Origin of the sequence: Noviherbaspirillum sp., assembly GCF_036846085.1 — a bacterium.
Classification (GTDB): domain Bacteria; phylum Pseudomonadota; class Gammaproteobacteria; order Burkholderiales; family Burkholderiaceae_D; genus Noviherbaspirillum.
In genome coordinates, this window is record NZ_DAIUCO010000016.1 from 1 (window position 1) to 22,691 (window position 22,691).

The 22,691-nt window shown below is 58.2% G+C and carries 18 protein-coding genes and 1 pseudogene; 8 read left to right on the forward strand and 11 right to left on the reverse strand.

Features of this window, described 5'->3' with window-relative positions; all coding sequences use genetic code 11:
* Positions 1-414 precede the first annotated feature (414 nt).
* Complete coding sequence (locus V7080_RS03290) at positions 415-945, forward strand: tetratricopeptide repeat protein (protein ID WP_334186972.1); 531 nt, start codon at positions 415-417, stop codon at positions 943-945.
* Positions 946-1,179: 234 nt separating this feature from the next.
* On the forward strand, positions 1,180-2,412 hold the full coding sequence (locus V7080_RS03295; protein WP_334186973.1) for a hypothetical protein: 1,233 nt from the start codon (positions 1,180-1,182) through the stop codon (positions 2,410-2,412).
* A gap of 135 nt (positions 2,413-2,547) precedes the next feature.
* Here the strand turns inward: V7080_RS03295 and V7080_RS03300 are convergent.
* Together V7080_RS03300 and glnE are read right to left on the reverse strand one after the other, a co-directional pair.
* Positions 2,548-2,972 (reverse strand): annotated as a pseudogene (locus tag V7080_RS03300) (transposase); the annotation flags it as partial.
* A gap of 73 nt (positions 2,973-3,045) precedes the next feature.
* Complete coding sequence (gene glnE, locus V7080_RS03305) at positions 3,046-5,763, reverse strand: bifunctional [glutamate--ammonia ligase]-adenylyl-L-tyrosine phosphorylase/[glutamate--ammonia-ligase] adenylyltransferase (RefSeq protein ID WP_334186974.1); 2,718 nt, start codon at positions 5,761-5,763, stop codon at positions 3,046-3,048.
* Between the two features lie 223 nt (positions 5,764-5,986).
* Between glnE and V7080_RS03310 the strand changes: the two genes are divergently transcribed.
* From V7080_RS03310 to aroG, 4 genes are all read left to right on the forward strand, one after another.
* Positions 5,987-10,138: a YhdP family protein gene (locus V7080_RS03310; RefSeq protein WP_334186975.1), complete on the forward strand. Its 4,152-nt coding sequence runs from the start codon at positions 5,987-5,989 to the stop codon at positions 10,136-10,138.
* A 12-nt stretch (positions 10,139-10,150) separates the two neighbouring features.
* Positions 10,151-10,960, forward strand: a complete 810-nt coding sequence (locus V7080_RS03315; protein WP_334186976.1) for a carbon-nitrogen hydrolase family protein — start codon at positions 10,151-10,153, stop codon at positions 10,958-10,960.
* A 136-nt stretch (positions 10,961-11,096) separates the two neighbouring features.
* A complete protein-coding gene (tldD, locus tag V7080_RS03320; RefSeq protein WP_334186977.1) occupies positions 11,097-12,557 on the forward strand; it encodes a metalloprotease TldD in 1,461 nt (486 codons plus the stop codon).
* 319 nt (positions 12,558-12,876) lie between these two features.
* A complete protein-coding gene (gene aroG, locus V7080_RS03325) occupies positions 12,877-13,938 on the forward strand; it encodes a 3-deoxy-7-phosphoheptulonate synthase AroG (protein ID WP_334186978.1) in 1,062 nt (353 codons plus the stop codon).
* A 58-nt stretch (positions 13,939-13,996) separates the two neighbouring features.
* On the opposite strand, the gene V7080_RS03330 is transcribed toward aroG, so the two are convergent.
* From V7080_RS03330 to V7080_RS03340, 3 genes are read right to left on the reverse strand one after another with little or no spacing between them, the layout of a single operon-like run.
* On the reverse strand, positions 13,997-14,629 hold the full coding sequence (locus V7080_RS03330) for a retropepsin-like aspartic protease family protein (RefSeq protein WP_334186979.1): 633 nt from the start codon (positions 14,627-14,629) through the stop codon (positions 13,997-13,999).
* A 17-nt stretch (positions 14,630-14,646) separates the two neighbouring features.
* Complete coding sequence (locus V7080_RS03335) at positions 14,647-14,913, reverse strand: hypothetical protein (RefSeq protein WP_334186980.1); 267 nt, start codon at positions 14,911-14,913, stop codon at positions 14,647-14,649.
* 56 nt (positions 14,914-14,969) lie between these two features.
* Positions 14,970-15,455, reverse strand: a complete 486-nt coding sequence (locus V7080_RS03340) for a YajQ family cyclic di-GMP-binding protein (RefSeq protein WP_326858438.1) — start codon at positions 15,453-15,455, stop codon at positions 14,970-14,972.
* A gap of 105 nt (positions 15,456-15,560) precedes the next feature.
* Between V7080_RS03340 and murB the strand changes: the two genes are divergently transcribed.
* A complete protein-coding gene (gene murB, locus V7080_RS03345; RefSeq protein WP_334186981.1) occupies positions 15,561-16,589 on the forward strand; it encodes a UDP-N-acetylmuramate dehydrogenase in 1,029 nt (342 codons plus the stop codon).
* Between the two features lie 125 nt (positions 16,590-16,714).
* Here the strand turns inward: murB and ppnP are convergent, their stop codons facing one another.
* From ppnP to V7080_RS03375, 6 genes are all read right to left on the reverse strand, one after another.
* Entirely contained in the window at positions 16,715-17,035 is a 321-nt protein-coding gene (ppnP, locus tag V7080_RS03350) for a pyrimidine/purine nucleoside phosphorylase (protein WP_334186982.1), read from the reverse strand.
* Positions 17,036-17,066: 31 nt separating this feature from the next.
* Complete coding sequence (gene argG, locus V7080_RS03355) at positions 17,067-18,404, reverse strand: argininosuccinate synthase (protein ID WP_334186983.1); 1,338 nt, start codon at positions 18,402-18,404, stop codon at positions 17,067-17,069.
* 93 nt (positions 18,405-18,497) lie between these two features.
* Positions 18,498-19,412, reverse strand: coding sequence for an ornithine carbamoyltransferase (argF, locus tag V7080_RS03360; protein ID WP_334186984.1), 915 nt, complete (start codon positions 19,410-19,412; stop codon positions 18,498-18,500).
* A gap of 105 nt (positions 19,413-19,517) precedes the next feature.
* Positions 19,518-20,402: a ribosome small subunit-dependent GTPase A gene (rsgA, locus tag V7080_RS03365; protein ID WP_334186985.1), complete on the reverse strand. Its 885-nt coding sequence runs from the start codon at positions 20,400-20,402 to the stop codon at positions 19,518-19,520.
* A 3-nt stretch (positions 20,403-20,405) separates the two neighbouring features.
* Positions 20,406-20,756 carry a 4a-hydroxytetrahydrobiopterin dehydratase gene (locus tag V7080_RS03370; RefSeq protein WP_334186986.1) on the reverse strand — a complete coding sequence of 117 codons (351 nt, stop codon included), beginning with the start codon at positions 20,754-20,756 and terminating at the stop codon, positions 20,406-20,408.
* 9 nt (positions 20,757-20,765) lie between these two features.
* Positions 20,766-22,025, reverse strand: a complete 1,260-nt coding sequence (locus V7080_RS03375) for a M48 family metallopeptidase (protein WP_334186987.1) — start codon at positions 22,023-22,025, stop codon at positions 20,766-20,768.
* Positions 22,026-22,068: 43 nt separating this feature from the next.
* Between V7080_RS03375 and orn the strand changes: the two genes are divergently transcribed.
* Positions 22,069-22,665: an oligoribonuclease gene (orn, locus tag V7080_RS03380; RefSeq protein WP_334186988.1), complete on the forward strand. Its 597-nt coding sequence runs from the start codon at positions 22,069-22,071 to the stop codon at positions 22,663-22,665.
* Positions 22,666-22,691: the final 26 nt, after the last annotated feature.

Below are 22,691 nucleotides of genomic sequence, written 5' to 3' on the forward strand. Positions count from 1 at the left end.
CGATCAAATCGACGTCAATCCAAAAAAACAGTGGCTTGTTCAGCTTAGCCTTAAGTTACCCATAAGTTTGAAAAGATACTATTGCAAATGAGCAACGTCATATCGCGCCGCTCATTCAAATCGACCAGTTCGATGAGAGCTTGTCCCGCATCCCCCAAAGGTGCGGGATTTTTTTGCTTATCCCTTCCCTAGCCCTGAGCCGGAATCTATTGCCATACTCAAAGTAGTTATGAGGTCTATCGAGACACTGGTTGAGAAACAGGGAAAATTCCCTTGAGCAATTAAAAGTTTCCTCATAGAATCTTTCTTGCGTGAAACTTCTGTCCTTGATACGGTTTCCCTTTCCTCCCAACTCCGTTCCAATTTTTGTGTAACCCATGAAGTTCGGCAATCGCATTCACTTATGCTGAACTTATGATTACATCCGACCTTAAAGCACAACTGATGTCAAAACAAACAGTTATTGGCTCTTTCGCTCTTACATCCCTCGTCATTGCCTCCTACGTATGTGCTTCGCCAGTTTCTCCAATCGATGAAATGCTGGAGGCCGTTAAAGCCCGCAACGAAAAGTCCTTCCTCCAAACCAAAAGCGTAATCGAGAAGGCCGAAAAGCCAGTCGGTGGAGAGGCAGAGAAAGCCAAATCACTCTACGAACAAGCGATGGCTGCATACAAAAATCAGGACTTTGCGACTGCAATTGACCTGTTCACCAAGGCCAGTGCCTCGGATCCGGCACATAGTCGTGCAGCTACCTATCTTGGCATGGCACAGCTAAAGGCAAATAATGCAGTTGCAGCAGAGCTGGCTCTACGCCGGGCTCTTGTGCTTGAACCGAATAATTCGCAAGCATGGATGTACCTTGGAGATGCTCTCGCTATCCAAACCAAAACGGATCATGCTGCATCCAGCTACTACCTGGCCTGGTACTTCGGGCAAAATCAGTAGGCTGCTGTGCAATACATCTCGAAACTGGCCAGTTCTTCAAACCGGTCAATCGCTTCGGCTGCACAACAAGCACTATCCGCACATATTAAGAGTGCCCCTCCCATGAAGAGCGCCGCACCTGAGCACAGCGCTGTTCGTGCACCCTCTGGACCTGGTACAGCATCTCGCAAATCGCACGAAGCAACTTTACTTCCTACAGGACGATCATGCGATGTAACCAAATCCGCGTCCTCATTGAACGCAATATGTAGTCAAGGCAGGGAAGCGTATCGGGTCAATCAGATTACCTACGAATTCAATGATGCAATTTATCGCGCCGTACTAAGTTGGATACCGGAGGATGAATTTCCGGTGTCTGGCAACGGTACGCCGATCGCCTCTTCAAGTTATCCTGACGCAAAGGTTTTCAAGGTCGAGGTCATCGAATCCGGATTGCAGGCAAAGAGGCAAGCTGAAATAGACCGGAAAGAACAAGCGAAGCTGGAAGCGAAACAGAAACAGGAAGCTGAACAGCTTGCAAAGCGTCAAGAGGAAGAGGCGAAGCAAGCGGCCATCAAGAAGAACCAGGAGAATCAACGCCAGCAACACGTTGACCGCAAAGCGCACGCAATTCAGTCTTCCAAAGTGCATCCGACAAACGCTCTAGTATGGATTGATAGCGAAGACACACGCTCGGCACGAATACTATCAACAAGAACAAGCAAGCCGGCGTCAGAGTGTTTTGGCTGGATTAATTACTTCTATCAAAAGAGCATGGGCGGAAACAGCACATTTCATCCGCCAGAAAAGTCAGAGTTTGAGAAGTCGTCTGATTACGCAAATCGAGTAAGCCAGGCAAAAGCAAAGTTTGAAGACACTAAGGCGCAGCGGGATGAACAAGCACGAAATAGATTGGAATCGCTATTGCTCAGTCAGTTAGGATCACCATTTATCTCCAACGTAAAATACAACGCAGACACCGAAGAGTTCCAGCTTTCGGTTTCCTCAGGCATGTGTGCTTTTGATTTACCGGTCAAGATAAAGGCACCTGTCAAAGATGCTCCACAATTGAAGGCGACGTTGGAGCAGATGAAGCCAGTGGTAGTGTATGAATTTGCTGGAGACGCAATGGCTGCAAAATACGTTCAGCTTTTAGAAAACAACAAGATTGCATACACGTCTTCTTTCAATGTATCTGCCCCCATGAAGTTCAATGCTGAGAATGCCGCAAAATTCAAAGCCATCGCCGAAAAGATTGAACGAGACAGTGAAATGGCGGCAGCATCAGCCAAACGCGAGCGATTTAATCAAATGAGATCGACGCAGTGGGGAAGGTACTACTTGGCGATCAATGCTGCCGGCCCCATCTGCGATAACTTCCGCACCATCATTATGAACATGCAAAGCCAAGGCCTGCCAGAAAACAATTTAAACACTATTGCACGCGATGCATACATTTCGGCAGACAGAGCTGGTTGTGTGAATTGAGGCTACGCTGATCAAGCCGCCGATTTCCGAATTCAGGTCGAGGTGATCTATTTGAACCGGAAATTGGCAGTGTTGAGCCGGTTATTTCATGCCCTTGCGTGCGAGGCACTGGGCTTTTCCGCTTGCGTTCTCCCATTACGGGCGCACCTTTGTCCTTGGCCAATCGCATGACAGGTAAGTATTCGCCAACGCCAGCGCCGTGAAGGCGCGGCAGGCATACTTGGTCAGACGCTCGGTAGCGCACCTTCGTATAGCCCCACGGCCGCTTGACCACCGCGAACACATGCTCGCCCCGGGCCCGGATCTTCGATTTGTTCCGGTTCTTCGCGCGCTTGACCTCATCGACTGCTGCATCCTTGAGGCGGCGCGCGATCCTTCGTAAAGTCCTTCGCCGGTGGCGCCTTGCCATGAATCAGCGTCTCTTGGCTCACATAGGCGCTGTCGCCATACCCGCGCTTCTCGCGGCATCGCAGCAACTGTGGCAGCTAGTGCTTGTCGTCCACGTCGGCAGATGTCACCACGGCGCTATGCGCCAGTTCGCTTTGGCTGTCCACACCGATCGGTTAGCGCATCAGCGTAAGAAGCCGATCACGCACCCGACGCTCAACCGCTGACCAGTACATCATTACACTGTCAGCCGAAGATCGATTTCCAGAGCGCGATCACATCCGCCGATTCCTTCGCGACCCGTGCGCCATCCACCCGAGCACGGTCTTCACCCTGCAGGCGGATCTGGTGCTGCATCTTGCGGTATTTGCGATAGGCGTCCGCGACGCTGCCCGCCAGCGAGGCATCGATCAGGCCCAGTTCGCCGCAGAGTTTCAGCAACGCGATATTGCCGATATCGGCTGTCAGCCGCGGATGCCCGGATGCGTGACGCAGGACCAGGTACTGCACCATGAATTCGATGTCGATCATGCCGCCGGCGTCATGCTTGAGATCGAAGCGGCCGGAACGGTTGGGATGCGCGGTGTGCAGCTTCCTGCGCATCGCCAGCACCTCGTCGCGCAGTTTCTTCTCGTCGCGGGGTTGCTGGAGCACTTTTTCCCGGACTTCCTCGAAGCGGCTGCCGATGGTCACGTCGCCGGCGCAAAAGCGGGCACGTGTCAGCGCCTGGTGCTCCCAAACCCAGGCCGATGCCGACTGGTATTTCTCGAACGCCTGCAGGCGCGACACCAGGAGGCCGCTGGCGCCGTCCGGGCGCAGGGCGACATCGATATCGAACAGGATGCCGGACGAGGTATGGCTGGTCATCCAGGTAATGAAGCGCTGGGCCAGTCGCGCGTAGTTGCCGGGCGCGTCCGGGTGATCGTCGTCGTACAGGAAGATGACGTCGAGGTCGGATGCGTAGCCGAGTTCCTTGCCGCCCAGCTTGCCGTAGGCGATCACCGCGAACAGCGGCACCTCCCTGTGCCGGTTGGCAACCGTGCGCCAGACCGCTTCCACCGTGACTTCCACCAGCACGTCGGCCAGGGCCGACAAGTGGTCCGCCAGTCTTTCCACCGTCAGATCGCCTTCCAGGTCCTGCGCCAGCAGGCGGAACAGCTGGGCATGGTGCAGGTCGCGCAGCACGTTCATCTGCTGCTCGGTATCGCCTTCGTTGGCTTCGAGCTGCCGCCGGCATTCGATCGCGAACGCCGGCCAGTCCGGTGCCGCTTTCAAGGTGCGGTCTTCCAGCAGCTCATCGAGGAGAATCGGATGTCGCGTCAGGTACTTCGCCGCCCAGTCGCTGGCGTCCATCATGCGGATCACGCGTTCCAGCGTATGCGGATATTCGGTGATCAGGGCGAGGTAGGCGGCGCGGCGGGCAATCGCCTCGAAGAAATCCAGCAGGCGGCCGAGGGTGGCGGAGTGCGATTCAGTGACGCTGGTGACGATCGGCAGCGCCGCGTTGATCAGTGCCGTCAGCCGCGTACGGCTGCTATCGGGCAGGGATTGCAGGCGCGGCGATTGCCAGGTCAGCATCAGGCGCTTAGCCGCTGCCGGCGCGTCGCTGAACCCGAGCATCGCCAGGCGCGCTTCGATGGTCTCGATGGTGTCGTTTTCCGATAAAACCGTTTGCGCCGGTCCCGGCCCGGCCGGCTCCGGCTCGCCGTTGCTCTTGTCGCTGAACATCGCATCGAACTGGGCGGCGACGATGCCACGTTGGCGGCCAAGCTCCTGCAGCAGCGACTCGGTGTCCGCGAAGCCCATCATTTTCGCCACCGTCAGGCGATCTTCCGGATTTGCCGGCAAGGTATGGGTCTGGGCGTCGTCCAGGTATTGCAGCCGGTGCTCGAGATTGCGCAGGAAGGTATACGCGTCTATCAATTGATCGACTTCCACCACCGTCAACAGGTTCTTTTCCGCCAGCGTGCGCAACGTGACCCGGGTGGAGCGGTCGCGCAGATCGGCGTCCCGGCCGCCGCGGATGAGCTGAAATACCTGGGCCAGAAATTCGATTTCGCGGATGCCGCCCCGGCCCAGCTTCACATTGTGGCTGCGCTCCGGATGCCGCGTTTCCTGGCGAATGACCTCGGCGCGGATCTGCGCGTGCATGTTGCGCATCGCATCGATGGCGCCGAAATCGAGGTAACGCCTGTATACAAAGGGCCGCACGATCTGTTCAAGCGCGGCGATATCGGACGGCTTGCCGGTGATGGCGCGTGCTTTCACCCATGCATACCGTTCCCATTCCCGGCCTTGCACGATCAGGTATTCCTCCACCATGCCGAGGCTGGCGGCGAGCGGGCCGGATGCGCCGTTCGGGCGCAGGGCCATATCGACACGGAAGGTGAAGCCGTCTTCGGTGATTTCCGAAAGCGCGCCGATCAGCTTCTTGCCGAGACGGATGAAAAATTCGTGATTGGAAAGCTGCCTTTGCTCGGGGGAGCCGATCCGGGTGTCGCCATCTTCGCCGTAGACAAATATCAGGTCGATGTCCGACGAGACATTCAGCTCGCCGCCGCCGAGCTTGCCCATGCCCAAAACCATCAGTTCCTGCGGTTCACCGGACTCGTTGCCGATCGGTGTGCCGTAGGTGTCGATCATTTCGGCGGTCAGCGCCGCCACATGGGTCTGCACCGCGAATTCGGCAAAAGCACTGATGGTGTCGAGCACTTCCGCCAGCTCGGCACGGCCGCTGAGTTCACGTTCGATCAGTGTGGTAATGACAAGGTTGCGTACGCGACGCATCGCGCGCGGCAGCGGCATGCCGGCTGCTGTTTCCGTTTGTAAAAGCCGAGCAAATTCCGGTGTGCTCATAGATAATCCGGCGAGGCCGGCCACCATGTCTGCACGGGCCGGATCGGCTGCCAGCCAGCGCGCGTAGAAGCGCGAGGCAATATTACTGGTCAGATTGGACTGGATCACGAATGTCGATGGCTGAATTTGAATTTTTGTCGGTGTTGGACGCTGCGAAACTGCTGCGGGCAGTGTCTTGCGGCAAAATAGCCTGCCGTCAAAGCGGTCGGGCACGATCCATGCGAACATGTCACGTTGCCGGCAGCTTCGCTGCGGAAACTCATTTTACGCCGAGTCGCTCTATTTGCCTTATTGATTGATGTCCTTAGAACAAACCCAGCCAAACCGATTCATGGCCCGCCTCGGCATCTGCTGGAAGGCCATGCAGCAAGGACATCGCTCCCTGTTTCATGCCATACGACGTACCGTAGTCCTATTGTCCAGGCTGCTGCTGGTCGCCTATTTCCTCTTTTGCATCCTGTTCCTCGCATTGCGTTACATCGTCCTGCCGAATATCGACAGCTACAAGCCGAACGTGGAGCGTATGGCCACCCATGCGATCGGCAGCAAGGTGTCGATCGCAACTATCGAGGCGTCCTGGTCCGGACTGCGGCCGCAGCTTGCGCTTGGCGACGTCGCCATCCATGACACCTTCGGCAATGAAGCCCTGCGGCTGCCCAAGGTGTCCGCAACCTTCTCGTGGCTATCTATTGCGGTTGGCGAGCTGCAGCTGTACCGGCTGGAAATCGACCGTCCCGACATGGACATATTGCGCGATTCGGACGGCAACCTGCACGTCGCCGGGATACCGGTCGATCCGCGCAAGACCGGTGATCCCAAGGCGGCCGACTGGGTGCTGTCCCAGCGGGAGATCGTGATCCGGAACGGCCGGTTGCGCTGGATCGACGACAAGCGTATCGCACCGCCGCTGACGCTGGAGGGCGTGACGCTGCTGCTGCGCAATCACTGGCGCTACCACGAGTTCGCGCTGAAGGCGGTGCCGCCCGAAGGCGTGGCTTCCCCGGTCGATATACGTGCCGCATTCGCCCACCCCTATTTCTCGAAAAGGATTTCCGATCCGACCCGCTGGACCGGCCAGATGTATGCCGATCTCCAATATGTGGACCTGGCGGCGTGGAAGCCGTATGTCGATTATCCGGTCGAGATGGAGCGGGGCAACGGCGCCGTGCGCGCATGGCTGACCTTCGACCAGGCGAAGATCGCCGACTTTACCGCCGACCTGATGCTCGACAATGTGTCGACACGACTGCGCAAGGACCTGGAGCCGCTGAATCTGGCGCGGGTCAACGGCCGTGTTTCGGTGCAGGAAGCAATCAGCCCGAAAGCCAGGGACGGCGTGCCGACCTTCGGTGCAAACGGGCATGCGATCACGCTCACCGACTTTTCGCTGGAGACCGATGAAGGTCTGACCCTGCCGGTGACCACCATCAGCGAGCGTTTTAGCACGGCCCAGGGCAACAAGCCGGAACGAACCGAAATTTCCGCTAGCCTGCTTGACCTGAAAACCCTGGCCGAACTTGCCGGGCGCCTGCCGCTGCCGGCAGCCCAGTTGCAGATGCTGAACGATTATGCCCCGCGCGGCGTGCTGAAGGATTTCGCGGTGCAATGGGATGGCGCCTATCCGGAGGTATCCGCCTATCGTGTGAAGGGGAGTTTCGAGGCATTGTCGATGCAGGCGCAGGCAGCACGGCCGGCGCGTCCGAAAAGCGGCAAAAAGCCGGCCCAGGCGGCAGTACCGGCCATTCCGGGTTTCGAAAACCTCACCGGCCATATCGACGCCAGCGAGCTTGGCGGCAGCTTCAAACTCGACTCGCGGCAGCTGCGCCTCGAACTGCCGGGTTATTTTGCCGAACCGACGATGCTGTTCGATCGCCTCGACATGCGGGCCGGCTGGGCGTTCCAGGAATCCGACCAGTTGCTGCTGGAAGTGGAACGGATGGATTTCGAGCAGGACGGCTTGATCGCCTCGCTGGCCGGCAAGCACCTGATGCCGCTCAGCCAGCAGCAGGGCAAACCATCCGGCATGCTCGATGTGTCGGGAACCTTGTCGGGCCTGCAACTGCAAAAGGTCGGGAAATACCTGCCGCTGCAAACACCCGAGCATTTGCGTTCATGGCTGAGCGGTGCGCTGGTGGGCGGCGTTGCTGATGATTTGAGCCTGAAGATCAAGGGCGACCTGGAACACTTTCCGTTTCTGGCAAAAAACGGCGAAAAGCCGAAGGGCGAATTCCACATTTCCGGCCGCCTTGTCGACGGCGTGCTGAATTATGCGCCGGAAATCTTCGCCAAGGATGGCAAGGCCCCGCTGTGGCCGACGCTGGAGCAGGTGCGGGGCACCATCGAGTTCGACCGCACCAGGATGGAAATCAACGCCGACAGTGCACGAACGCACGGTGTCGTCATTTCGAAGGCCAAGGCGGTGATCGCGGACCTGGCATCCCCGGACAGTATGCTGACCGTCGAGGGAGATGCGGCCGGACCGTTGCAGGAATTCCTTCAATTCACCATGGACAGCCCCGTTGCGGGCTGGATCGCCAATTTCACCGAGGAATCCAAGGGCAGCGGCAATGCGAAACTGGCCCTCAAGATGCAATTGCCGCTCAACCACATGACGGATGCGAAAGTGCGCGGCGTGCTGCAGTTCGCGAACAACAATGTCACGCTGCAGAACGATATCCCGCCGTTGCTGGGCACGAACGGCAAGCTGGAATTCAATGAGAAGGGCTTCACCCTGCATGGTGTCCGCGCAAGCTTCGTGGGCGGCCCGGTTGCCGTATCCGGCGGCACCCAGAGCGACGGCAGCATCGTGGTCAATGCGGAAGGCAGCGTTACCGTGGACGGCTTGCGCAAGACTTACCCGACGGCGGCGATGCAGCGCCTGTCGGAGCGCATTGGAGGCGGGGCGCGATACGGCGCGACCATCCGCGTCAAGAACAAGCGTCCGGAAGTCGTGATCGAATCGAATCTCGCAGGGCTCGCGCTCGACTTTCCCGCGCCGCTGCGCAAGGCCGGCTCCGACAGCCTGCCCTTGAAATTCGAGTTGATCGGCCGGCCGTCGAACACGCCGCAGCTGTTGCGTGACGAAATCAAGCTCTCGCTCGGTTCTGCCATCGCAGTGCGTTACGAACGCGAGAAAGCCGTCGACAAGGATGCGCAATGGCGTGTCGTGCGTGGCGGCATCGGCGTCAATCAGCCGGCGCCGCAGCCTGACGGCGGGCTGATCGCCAACGTCAGCATGGACCTGCTCGATCTCGATGCATGGCGAGGCGCAGTGACGGCGATTACCGCCACCGGGCAACCGGCGGAGGCCGCCAGCCAGCCGGATTCTCTCAACCTCATGCAATACATCGAGCCCGAAGTATTGGCTGCGCGCGCAACGACACTCGTCGTCATGGGCAGGAAACTCGACAATGTCGTGGTTGGCGCTTCGCACCAGAAAGGCGTCTGGCAAGCCAATATCGATTCGGAACAGGCATCCGGCTATGTGACATGGAACGAATCGCCATCGGGCACGGGATTGGGCAAGGTGACGGCCCGCCTGGCGTCGCTGGTGATCCCGAAATCCGCCGCGTCCGACGTCAGCGCACTGCTCGAGGGAAAGAACACCACCACGCGCATGCCGGGATTGGACATCGTCGCGGAGAATTTTGAACTGTTCGGCAAAAAGTTCGGTCATCTGGAACTCATGGCGGACAATACGCGAGCCAGTAGCGGCGTCGAATGGCGCATCAACAAGCTGTCGATCGTCAACCCGGATGCGGAGCTGACTGCGACCGGCAAGTGGTCCATCCGCGACGGTACGAATCTATCCAGCCTCGACTACACGATGAACATCCGCGATGCAGGCAAGTTGCTCGATCGCTTCGGTTTTGCGAACCTGCTGCGCGGCGGCAAGGGCAGGATGCAAGGCGAAGCCAACTGGAAAGGCCTGCCATTTTCGCTCGATATTCCCACGCTCTCCGGGCAGTTCAAGCTCGATATTGCGGCCGGACAGTTCCTGAAAGTCGACCCGAGCGCGGCGAAGCTGCTCGGCGTGCTGAGCCTGCAATCCTTGCCGCGCCGGCTGGCGCTCGACTTCCGCGATGTCTTTTCGGAAGGCTTCGCCTTTGACGGCGTGACAGCCGACGTCGCGATCAGCCAGGGTGTTGCCACAACCAATAACTTCAAGATGCGCAGCGTTGCGGCAACGGTGCTGATGGACGGCAGCGCCGATATTGCAAAGGAAGCGACCAATCTGCATGTGGTGGTCATCCCGGATATCAATGTCGGCGCCGCATCGGTCGTCTACGCGCTGGCGGTCAATCCCGTGATTGGCGTCGGGACTTTCCTTGCCCAGCTTTTCCTGCGCGATCCGCTGATGAAGGCATTCACCTTCGAATACCAGATCAGCGGTCCGTGGAAAGAACCTGTCGTCACCAAGCTGGCGCGGAACCAGCCCGCCCCGGCGCAGGATGCCGCAGGCAATCCCCGGCAACCGGGCTGAAAGGAGATTTATATGACGCAAAGCCTCATGAAAGCGGCGGCTGTGCAGATGGTGGCAACACCGCAGCCGGAAGAAAACATGCTCGCCGCGCGCCGCCTGATCGGGCAGGCCGCGCAGCAAGGTGCTCAACTGGTGCTTCTGCCCGAATACTGGCCGATCATGGGCATGAAGGAATCGGACAAGGTTGCGCACGCCGAAAGAACGGACGACGGCCCGATCCAGGCGTTCATGTCCGGTCTCGCACGTGAACATGGCATCTGGCTGATCGGTGGCACCCTTCCCATGGCCGCGGCGGAACCAGGCAAGGTACTCAATACCCTGATGGTGTACAACCCCGCCGGGGAGCGGGTGATTCGTTACGACAAGATTCACCTGTTCAATTTCACGCGCGGCGACGAATCCTACGACGAAGCGCGCACCATCGTTCCCGGTTCCAGCGTCACCACCTTCGAAGCGCCTGTAGGCAGGGTCGGGCTGTCGGTGTGCTACGACTTGCGCTTTCCCGAACTGTATCGCGCGATGGGTGATTGTGCGCTGATTGTCGTGCCGGCCGCATTCACCCACACCACCGGCAAGGCGCACTGGGAACTGCTGCTGAGGGCCCGGGCGGTGGAAAACCAGTGTTATGTCCTTGCCGCCGCCCAGGGTGGTCAACATGTCAACGGGCGCCGTACCTGGGGTCACAGCATGCTGATCGATCCCTGGGGGGAGATCAAGGCAGAGCTGCCGGAAGGCGAGGGGATCGTGGTCGGCGACATCGATGTGCACCATGTGCAGCGTGTGCGCGACAGCCTGCCGGCCTTGAGACACCGGAGGATGTAGGCGCGCCGGATTTGCGGCATGATGCCTGTGTGCATGGTTTTCTCCTGCGGGGACAGCCGGCCGGCAGATGCTCTACAATCGTTTCATCCCCGGATCAAACCTGTAACGCGGATGTATTCCGCAGATGCGAAAGACCATGAATTTATTTGAACCGAATCTCCAAACCCTTGCAACCGCTCGTGAAGTCCTGCTGACGCCATTCGGGCTGGATGAATCGAAACTCATCAAGGCGCTTGGCGCCATCTTCACCCACCGGGTCGACTACGCCGATTTGTATTTCCAGTTCACCAAGAGTGAAGGCTGGAGCCTTGAGGAAGGCATCGTCAAGACAGGCAGCTTTTCGATTGACCAGGGTGTCGGCGTGCGTGCCGTGTCCGGTGACAAAACCGCTTTCTCGTATTCTGACGAAATCTCCGAGCGCGCCCTGCTGGAGGCCGCGGCCGCTACGCGCACCATCGCGCGCCAGGGTGCCGGTCGCATCAAGGTCGCTTCCGCCATCCAGCCCTCCGGTGGCCGCTCCCTTTACGTACCGCAAGACCCGTTCGCATCGCTTGATGCCACCGAAAAAGTGAAGTTGCTGGAAAGGGTGGAGCGTATCGCTCGCGCCAAGGATCCGCGCGTGGTCCAGGTCATGGCGGGACTTGCCGGTGAGTATGACGTCGTTCTTGTTGTCCGCAGCGACGGTGTGCTGGCGGCGGATATCCGGCCATTGGTCAGGGTGTCGATCACAGTGATCGCCGAGCAGAACGGACGGCGCGAAGTCGGTTCAAGTGGCGGCGGCGGACGTTACAGCTATGCGTATTTCACGGATGAACTGCTGGAAAAGTATGCCACTGAAGCCGTCGAATCCGCACTCGTCAACCTGGACTCCCGGCCTGCGCCGGCAGGCCCGATGACCGTGGTCCTCGGACCGGGATGGCCCGGTGTGCTGCTGCACGAAGCGATCGGCCATGGCCTCGAAGGCGACTTCAACCGCAAGGGTTCGAGTGCGTTTTCCGGGCGCATCGGTGAGCGCGTGGCAGCCAAAGGCGTCACCGTGGTGGACGACGGCACCATCGCTGACCGCCGTGGTTCGCTGAACATCGACGACGAGGGCAATCCGACGCAATGCACAACCCTGATCGAGGACGGCATCCTGAAAGGCTACATCCAGGATACGATGAATGCGCGCCTGATGAACATGCCTGTTACCGGCAACGCGCGCCGCGAATCCTTTGCCCATCTGCCAATGCCCCGCATGACCAATACGTACATGCTCGGCGGCGACAAGGATCCGGCGGAAATCATTGCCTCGGTGAAGAACGGTCTGTACGCGGTGAATTTCGGTGGCGGACAGGTCGACATCACCAGCGGCAAGTTTGTCTTTTCCGCAAGCGAGGCCTACATGATCGAAGACGGCAAGATCAGTTATCCGGTCAAGGGGGCAACCATCATCGGCAACGGACCCGAGGTTCTGAATCGTGTGTCGATGATCGGCAATGACATGCGTCTCGACAACGGCATCGGTGTGTGCGGTAAGGAAGGACAAAGCGTTCCGGTCGGCGTCGGCCAACCCACCCTGCGTATCGATGGCATGACGGTGGGCGGAACCGCCTGACAATCCTGCCGTTCTGCATGAATTGCGCAACGGCCTTGCAGAATATGCTGAATTTTCGGTCTGTCGCTTGCCAAATCCTTTGATTTACTGCACTATTGGCTCCAATCTGTTTGAGAACAACGCCATTCACATGACTTTCTCGCGCTTCCACTTTTACTTTTACTTTAGCTATCCCAGCCCAAAGGCGGTGGAAAGCGGCAGGTTCATGTAAAAGCAGCGCGCTAAACAGAACAAACCGAATTTCAAAAAAACCGCCAGTGATGGCGGTTTTTTCTTTTGTACGGATTCAAATTTCAAGCCTTTTGACTGGAGAAAAAACATGCCGCGCACCGACGACCTACGCATACGTGAAATGAAAGAACTGATTCCGCCATCGCATCTGATACGCGAATTCTCCTGTTCGGAAAAAGCGGCCAACGTCGCGGCCAATGCGCGTACCGCGCTGCATCGGATTCTCCACGGCCAGGACGACCGCGTGATGGTCGTCATCGGCCCATGCTCGATCCACGACACCAAAGCGGCAATGGAATATGCGCGGCGCCTGGTCGAGCAGCGTGACCGATTTGCCGGCGAGCTGGAAATCGTGATGCGGGTCTATTTCGAAAAGCCGCGCACTACCGTGGGCTGGAAAGGGTTGATCAACGACCCCTACATGGACAACAGCTTCCGCATCAACGACGGCCTGCGCATGGCGCGCGAGCTCCTGCTGAACATCAACGAACTGGGTCTGCCAGCCGGCACGGAATTCCTCGATGTGATCAGCCCGCAGTATGTCGCCGACCTCGTGAGCTGGGGTGCCATCGGCGCGCGCACCACCGAATCCCAGGTGCATCGCGAACTGGCCTCCGGTTTGTCCTGCCCGGTCGGATTCAAGAACGGCACCGACGGCAACGTCAAGATTGCCGTCGATGCGATCAAGGCGGCATCCCAGCCGCACCATTTTCTCTCGGTCACCAAGGGCGGCCACTCGGCGATCGTGTCCACCAGCGGCAACGAGGATTGCCACATCATCCTGCGCGGCGGCAAGGCGCCGAATTATGATGCCGCGAGCGTGGAAACCGCCTGCAAGGATATCGCTACCAGCGGCCTTGCATCACGCCTGATGATCGACGCTTCGCATGCCAACAGTTCCAAGAAGCCGGAAAACCAGGTGCCGGTATGCGCCGACATCGGCAAGCAGATCGCCGCGGGTGATACGCGCATTGTCGGCGTCATGGTGGAATCGCACCTTGTAGGCGGCCGCCAGGACCTGGTACAGGGCAAGGAGCTGACCTATGGCCAATCGGTCACTGACGGTTGCATCGACTGGGAATCCAGCATCAAGGTGCTGGAAGGGCTGGCCGAGGCGGTGAAGCAGCGTCGTCTCGCCGACCCGGACTAACGCGAGCTGTCGCGCGGATGACTGGATCACTGCCGCGCGGCGTGATCCACTATTCTTCTCAGAACCGTTTCGTGAGCGTCATCTGCTCGCCTTCGCGACGCATTTCGGTCCTGTTCAGGAACGACATGCCGAGCAGGATGATCGGCAAACCCTGCTCCTGCACCATGGCATCCACCTGGTTGAGTTCGATGTCGCCGACCTTGACGGTATTGAGCCTGACCTTGTACGCCGGCGCCACACCGTTGGCCGTGTTGACGTAGGTTGGCTGGCCGCTGCGGTAATTAATACCCAGCCTCGTCGCATCCGATGCCGGCATCGCGATCAACGTGGCGCCGGTATCGAGCAGCATGCGCACCGTGCCGCCATTGATCTGGCCCTGGACCATGTAATGGCCTTGTCCATCGGGCTTGAGCGTCACGCTCGCCGGGCCGCTGGCGGCGGTGCGGTTGACATGTTCGCCGAGGGCGATCGTCTGTCGCTTGCCGTTGGATTCGATCGTCGCGCCGCCGTCATTCACCGCGACCAGCTTGAATCCGCCCGGAATATTGGCGCCCACTGAGTAAGTTTTCGGCGAGCCGCCATCGACGACCAGCACCGCCTTGTTGGGAAACAGCCCCACGACGCTGACGTCGGCGGCATGGGCTGCACCGATGGATAAAAGGAGGGTGGCAAAAAGTGTAGTCGAACGCATCGGATACTCGGCGCAAGTTAGGGCAGGGAGTGGGGCACGATTTCGAGATGGATATCCCACAGCAGGCGGATATCATCCCATACTTCTGGCGGAAATCCTTCCCGGCTTCCGCGTTCATTCATGGTCAGCTTGGCAAAATAGGTATTCAGCTCCGGATATCCCCACATCGACTCGATCGCAACAAGGACATGCCGAAAGTTCTGCTCCATCAGCGTAACGTATCGATCTTCCGGACGGGCAGATTTTTGCACTGCGGATTTCGGGTCTGACGGATGGCCGAGCATGGATACCTCCTGCGAAGGCATGGCGCCGAGTGGCGCGTGTAGGTGATTACCAGCAGTTAATCACGGAAATTATTAAATTCCAACGGCAGGTCCGTCACTTCCTTGCGCATCAGGGCCATTGCCGCCTGCAGATCGTCGCGCTTGGCGCCGGTGACCCGGACCGCATCACCCTGGATCGATGCCTGGACCTTCATCTTGCTGTCCTTGATGATGCGGACGATTTTCTTGGCCGCCTCGGATTCAATGCCGTTCTTGATCTTGATGACCTGCTTGACCTTGTCGCCGCCGATTTTCTCGATTTTTCCCAGGTCCAGGAAACGGACATCGACACCGCGCTTCACCATTTTCCCGGTCAGAACGTCGCGAACCTGCGTGAGCTGAAAATCACTGTCGGCAAAAGCGGTCAGTTCCCGTTCCTTCTGTTCGACGCGCGCATCGCTGCCCTTGAAATCGAAACGGGTGGAAATTTCCTTGTTTGCCTGATCGACGGCATTTTTCACTTCGACGGTATTGGCTTCAGAAACTACATCAAACGATGGCATAAATATTCCTCTTTAGTGCAAACGTATTGCTATTTAAGTAACGATGTATTCTAGCGGACAAAAACACGGGTGGCCATATTTGCTTCCGTCTATAATCCTCCAGCTATGACAGACAGACTGCCGCTTCAGTGCGATTTTTCACTGCACGAACATAATACGTTCGGCATCCGCGCAAAAGCGAATGCCTACATCCAGGTTACCAGCGCCGACATCCTGTCGGAAATCCGCCTGGACAACTCGTTAAGCACATTGCCGCGCCTGGTGCTTGGCGGCGGCAGCAACATCCTCCTCAGTGGCGACTTCCCGGGCCTTGTGCTGCATATGTGCCTCAAAGGCATCGAGATCGTGGGGCGGGACGCACAGTCAACCTACGTGCGGGCCGCCGCCGGTGAAAGCTGGCATGGCCTGGTTTGCCGGACACTGGAACTCGGGCTGGGCGGCCTGGAGAACCTGTCCCTGATTCCAGGCAGCGTCGGCGCCGCGCCGATTCAAAACATCGGCGCCTATGGTGTGGAACTGAAGGATTGTTTTCATGCGCTCAGCGCCTTCGATTTTGATACCGGAAACATCTTTACGCTGAATCGCGATGAATGCGATTTCGGTTACCGCGATAGCGTATTCAAACATCGACTCGCCGGACAGGCCGCCATCCTGGATGTGACGTTCGCATTGCCCCGGCAATGGCAGCCCAATCTGAACTATGCGGAGCTGGAACAGGAACTTGCCGTACGTGGCAAGCCCGATCCGACGGCCCGCGACATCAGCGACGCGGTAGTCGCCATCCGTACCCGCAAGCTGCCGGATCCAGCTGTCATCGGAAATGCCGGCAGTTTCTTCAAGAACCCGGTGGTGCCTGCGGCGCAGCGTGAACGCTTGCTGGCGAAGCATCCAAAGCTGGTCAGTTATGGGCAGCCGGACGGCAGTTTCAAGCTGGCCGCCGGATGGCTGATCGACCAATGCGGCTGGAAGGGCAGGCGAGTTGGAAATGCGGGCGTTTATGAAAAACAGGCGCTTGTGCTGGTCAACCATGGCGGCGCCAGCGGACGGGAACTGCAGGACCTGGCGAAGGCAATCCAGGCGGATGTGTTGGCCCGGTTCGGAGTCGAGCTTGAACCGGAGCCCGTGATCGTCTAGTTCATTGTGGAACTGCAAGCGGGGTGGCGGCTTCGCAGCCACCCCGCCTGGTGTACCGAATATGCGTCCGCACCTCTACCGGACCTTGCCTCAGTACACCAATCCTCGAATCTCACCAGATCGATCTATTCCGAGACGAAATGACAGACGTAGTCCAGCGTCTGCACTGTTTCGATGTCGAAGCTGGAATTGCCCGGCACGTTAAAGCTTTGTCCGCCTTCGTAGGTTTTCCATTCCTGTTCACCCTTCAGGCGAATCCGGCATTGTCCCGCATTCAGCTCCATGATTTCCGGCGCGCCGGTGTTGAAGGTCAATGACGATGGAAAGATCACGCCGATGGTTTTTTTCGTGCCGTCCGCGAATACGACGGTGTGGGAGACGCATTTGCCGTCGAAGTAGATGTTTGCCTTCTTGACGACGGAAACATTGTCGAATTGAGTTGTCATGGTGTGTTTTCGTTTGTTGAATCGGAATGGATTACTTGTCGCTGTCCTTGCTCAGGCGCGGCAGCGCAACCGACGGATTCGCGGTCAGCAAGCCGGCCTTGCCATAGACGCCGAGCTTTGCGCGGGTGTCGGTAATATCCAGGTTGCGCATGGTCAGTTGGCCGATGCGGTCCTGCGGCGTGAACGCGCCTTCGCCTTTTTCCATCGTCAGGCGTTCCGGCTGGTAGGTCAGGTTGGCCGATTCGGTATTCAGGATCGAGTAATCGTTGCCGCGCCGCAGTTCCAGCGTGACCTCTCCGGTGATCGCACTGGCAACCCAGCGCTGCGCCGCTTCGCGCAGCATGATCGCCTGTGGATCGAACCAGCGGCCCTGGTACAGCAGGCGTCCCAGCTTGCGGCCGTTGTCGCGATACTGCTCGATGGTGTCTTCGTTATGGATGCCGGTGATCAGCCGTTCGTAGGCGATGAACAACAGCGCCAGGCCGGGGGCCTCATAGATGCCGCGGCTCTTTGCTTCGATGATGCGGTTCTCGATCTGGTCGCTCATGCCGAGTCCGTGGCGGCCGCCGATACGGTTCGCTTCCATCATCAGGTCGACCATGTTGGAGAACACGATGCCGTTCAGCGCGACCGGACGCCCTTCCTCGAAGCGGATGCTGACTTCCTCGCGCTTGACCTCGACGTCGTCGCGCCAGAAGGCGACGCCCATGATCGGCTCGACGATCTTCATGCCGCTGTTCAGGTGCTCGAGGTCTTTCGCTTCATGCGTCGCGCCAAGCATGTTGGAGTCGGTCGAGTAAGCTTTCTCGACCGACATCTTGTAGTCGAAGCCGGACTTGATCATGAACTCCGACATTTCCTTGCGGCCGCCGAGCTCCTGGATGAAACGGTCGTCCAGCCAGGGCTTGTAGATGCGTAGTGCAGGATTCACCAGCAGACCGTAGCGATAAAAACGCTCGATGTCGTTGCCTTTGAAGGTGCTGCCGTCGCCCCAGATATCGACCTGGTCTTCCTGCATCGCGGCGACCAGCATCGTGCCGGTGACGGCGCGGCCCAGAGGTGTCGTGTTGAAATAGGTGACGCCGGCGGTGGAAATGTGAAAGGCGCCGCTTTGCAGCGCGGCGATGCCTTCCGCAACCAGTTGCTCGCGGCAGTCGATCAGTCGCGCCTGTTCGGCCCCATACAGCTTCGCCTTCGCCGGGATGGCGTTGTAGTCGGCTTCATCCGGCTGACCCAGATTCGCGGTGTATGCATAGGGAATCGCGCCTTTCTGGCGCATCCAGTGCAGTGCTGCGCTGGTGTCGAGCCCGCCGGAAAAGGCGATGCCCACTTTTTGATTGACGGGAACGGACTGGAGTATGGTTGACATGATTTCTGCTTCGCGTACTGAGGTGGTGAATAGGGAATCGGAAATGAGGAACTGGTCGGGAATCGACAGGGGGAAATGATCAGGTATGCATTGTCACGCCAGCCGTCCGAGCAGCAGGTATTCGAGCAATGCCTTCTGTACATGCAGGCGGTTTTCGGCTTCATCCCACACCACGGACTGCGGCCCGTCGATGACGTCGGCCGCCACTTCCTCACCGCGATGCGCCGGCAGGCAATGCATGAACAGCGCATCCGGCTGCGCACGCTGCATCTTCGCCGAATCGACGATCCAGCCGTCAAACGCACGCAGGCGCGCCGCATTTTCCTCTTCATATCCCATGCTGGTCCAAACGTCCGTGGTGACCAAATGGGCGCCGGCACATGCATCGGACGGATTGGGAAATACGGTGTAGTTCTTGTTCGTCGCCGACACCAGTGCCGGGTCGATGTCGTAGCCGGCCGGTGTCGATACATTCAGATGGAAGCCGAAAACCTCTGCCGCCTGCAGCCATGAATACAGCATGTTGTTGGCATCGCCAATCCAGGCAACGGTTTTGCCGGTAATGGAGCCACGGTGCTCGATGAAGGTAAAGATATCGGCAAGCACCTGGCAGGGGTGGTGCTCGTTGGTCAGGCCGTTGATCACCGGCACGCGCGAATGGGCGGCGAAGCGTTCGATGATTTCCTGCCCGAAGGTGCGGATCATGATGATGTCACACATGCGGGACATGACCTGCGCCGCGTCTTCCACCGGCTCGCCGCGGCCGAGCTGGCTGTCGCGGGTATTCAGATAGATGGCCGCACCGCCCAGCTGGTGCATTCCGGCTTCGAATGACAGCCTCGTGCGCGTTGAATTTTTCTCGAACACCATCACCAGCGTGCGATCCAGCAGCGGATGATGTGTTTCGTAATTCTTGAATTTGCGTTTGATGATTCGGGCGCGTTCGATCACGTACTCGAATTCATCAAGCGTAAAGTCAGAAAACTGCAGGAAGTGTTTGATCGCCATAAATGAAAACGGCGGCCAGGCGCGCCGCCGAAGTGTGTAAGCAAGTTTGTAAGCCGTTCAATTATAAGGGAAATTCTGTCAAAAAGATAACCCGCCGAACCGGTGTCAATAGAGCGTCTGCGACGCTTCATGCACCAGTTGCCGGTACAGGTCATGGCGCATCGATGCGATACGGCCATGTTCCACGGCGGACAATACCGCGCAGGCAGGTTCGTTCAGGTGATGACAGTTGTAGAACTTGCAATTGCCGAGATGCGGTGCAAATTCGGGGAAGGCCCGCTCCAGCATGCCCTCGCTCAAGTGGTACAGGCCGAATTCCTGGAAGCCGGGGGAGTCGATGATGGCAGTGTCCGCCGACGGGCGGTAAAGGCGAGTGAAGGTGGTAGTGTGCTTGCCGGTATCAAGGGCTGCCGAAATTTCGCGTGTGGCGATGTCCGCGTCGGGAACAAGCAGGTTGATCAGCGAGGACTTGCCCATGCCGGATTGGCCGATCAGGATGCTGGACTGGCCGGCGAGCAATGGACCGAGGGTGGCGCATGTCCCGTCCGGGTCGCCTTTGGCCGAGACCTGGTGTACAGGGTAGCCGAGACCGGAATACAGTCCGAGACGTTCGCGGGCCTTTTCCAGCGATGCGGTGACATCGATTTTGTTGAGAATGATGTGTGCACGGATACCGGCCGCATCCGCAGCAACCAGTGAACGGGAAACAAGATCATCGGAAAAGCTGGGCTCGGTCGCGACCACGATGAACAGTTGGGTGACGTTCGCCGCCAGTATCTTGGATTTGTACTGGTCCGACCGGTAGAGCAGGGTGCTGCGTTCCTGGACCGACTCGATGACGCCCTGGTTTGCCGACGTTAGCTTCAGATTGACGATATCGCCAACAGCGACATCGCTTTTCTTGCCACGGGTAACGCACTGCAACTTGGCGGTATTGGTCTGGACTACATAGTGGCGGCCATGGGCGGCAATGACGGTACCGGAAAGCATGCGTCAGGCAGCCGCTTGCTGGCGGATCGCGTCGACCTTTGCCGCGCAGATGAAATCGTTTTCGGAAATTCCTCCGCGCCCGCCATTGACGGAATGGGTATCAAATTTCACTATGCAGCGGTTGTAAGTGACGAGCAATTCGGGATGATGATCTTCCGCATGGATCATGTAGGCGATTGCATTCACAAACGCCAGTGTTTCGTAATAATTTCCAAAGGAAAATGTCTTGGCGATTTTCCCGTCCGTCAGCTTCCATCCCTCCACGGCCTTGAGGTAGGCGCCGATGTCGGCTTCGGTCAGGCCGTCTTCGAGGTGACGGCAGCGCTTCTGCAGGAGTTCATTCGTGGTTACCATGGCATCTCCTTAGCGGCTGGCAAGCAATTGGTTGATCCGGACGCTCGCGGGTGGATGCGAGTCATAAAAAGCGGAATGGAGCGGGTCCGGCGTAAGGGTCGACGCATTGTCCTCGTACAGTTTCACGAGGGCGGACACCAGGTCCTGCGGGTTGGTGTACTGGGCTGCGAACGCATCCGCCTCGAACTCATGCTTGCGCGAGGTGATCGAGGATAGCGGCGAGAACAGGAAAGTGAAGACCGGCAGCGTCAGCATGAACAGAATCAGGGCCATGGCGTCATTCGCCGGCATATGCACCGGATCGACACCCAGTCCGGTGAAGAACCAGGATTGGGTTTTGAGATAGCCGAGCAATGCAAGAAGGCCGAGCGATACGGTGAACATCACGGCGATGCGCTTGATGATGTGCTTGAGCTTGAAATGACCGAGCTCATGCGCCAGCACCGCTTCGATCTCGTTCGGTGCCAGGCGCGACAGCAGCGTATCGAAGAACACGATGCGCTTGGCCGCGCCGAAACCGGAGAAGTACGCATTGCCGTGCGCGCTGCGCTTCGAGCCGTCCATCACGAACAATCCCTGGGAGGCGAATCCGACGCGCTTCATGAGGCCTTCGATCCGCGCGCGCAGGTTCTCGTCCTGCAGCGGCGTGAATTTGTTGAACAGCGGCGCGATCACGGTGGGAAACAGGACGAGCATCAGCAACTGGAAGCCGCTCCAGACCATCCATGTATACAACCACCACAGTGCGCCGGACTTCTCCATCAGGGTCAGGATGATCCAGATCAGCGGCAGGCCGATGGCGGTGCCGAGCAGCGCGCCTTTGACAAGATCGGTCAGGAACAGGCCGAGCGTCATCTTGTTGAAGCCGAACCTTGCCTCGAGCACGAACTGCTTGTAGTAGTCGAAGGGCAGATCGATCAGGCCTGATATCACGGCGAATGCCGCGAGCAGGCCGAGCTGGTACGTCATGCCGGAACCGGCCAGGTTGAAGATCGCAACCGACAGCCACTGCAGGCCGCCAAGCAGCGTGAACCCGATCAGTACCGCTGCATTCACCAGCAGCATGAAAAGGCTGAACTTGGTTTTTGCGACCGTATAGTCCGCGGCTTTCTGGTGCGCATGCAATGGAATCGTTCCGGCAAATTCGGGAGGCACCTGCCCGCGATGCGCCAGCACATGACGGATATGGCGGGAACCCAACCAGAACCGCACGGCCAGCGTGATGGCGAGAAAAGTAACGAACAAAATCGAAAACGCAAGTGAAGACATGCTATGCCTGTGAGAAAATGGCGGCTTACCGAGGAAAACAATTATGTCACAAGCGATTGAATCAGATACCCCCAACCCCGCTACACCGGAAGTAATTCGCCCGAATGAATTCAATCTCGTCTGGGTCGATATGGAAATGACAGGATTGGAGCCGGACACCGACCGCATCATCGAGGTTGCGGTAGTGGTCACTGATTCCCAGCTCAACGTACTTGCAGAAGGCCCTGTTTTTGCTATCCATCAACCGGATGAAATCCTTGATGGCATGGATGCGTGGAACAAGGGAACACACGGACGTTCGGGCCTGATCGAGCGTGTAAAAGCATCCACCGTTTCAGAGGCTGACGCCGAGGCGGAGCTAATCCAGTTCCTGAAAAAATACGTGCCGTCTGGAAAGTCGCCAATGTGCGGCAATTCCATCTGCCAGGACCGTCGTTTCATGGTGCGCGGCATGCCGAAGCTGGAAGCCTTCTTTCACTATCGCAATCTCGACGTGTCAACATTGAAGGAATTGTGCAAACGCTGGAAGCCCGAGGTGGCCAGCGGTTTCAAGAAGCACCAGAAGCATACGGCGCTGGCCGACATCATGGAATCGATTGAAGAACTGCGCTACTACCGCGAACATTTTATCCAGGCTTGATATCAGGCTTTCAAGCCACAGGGTTC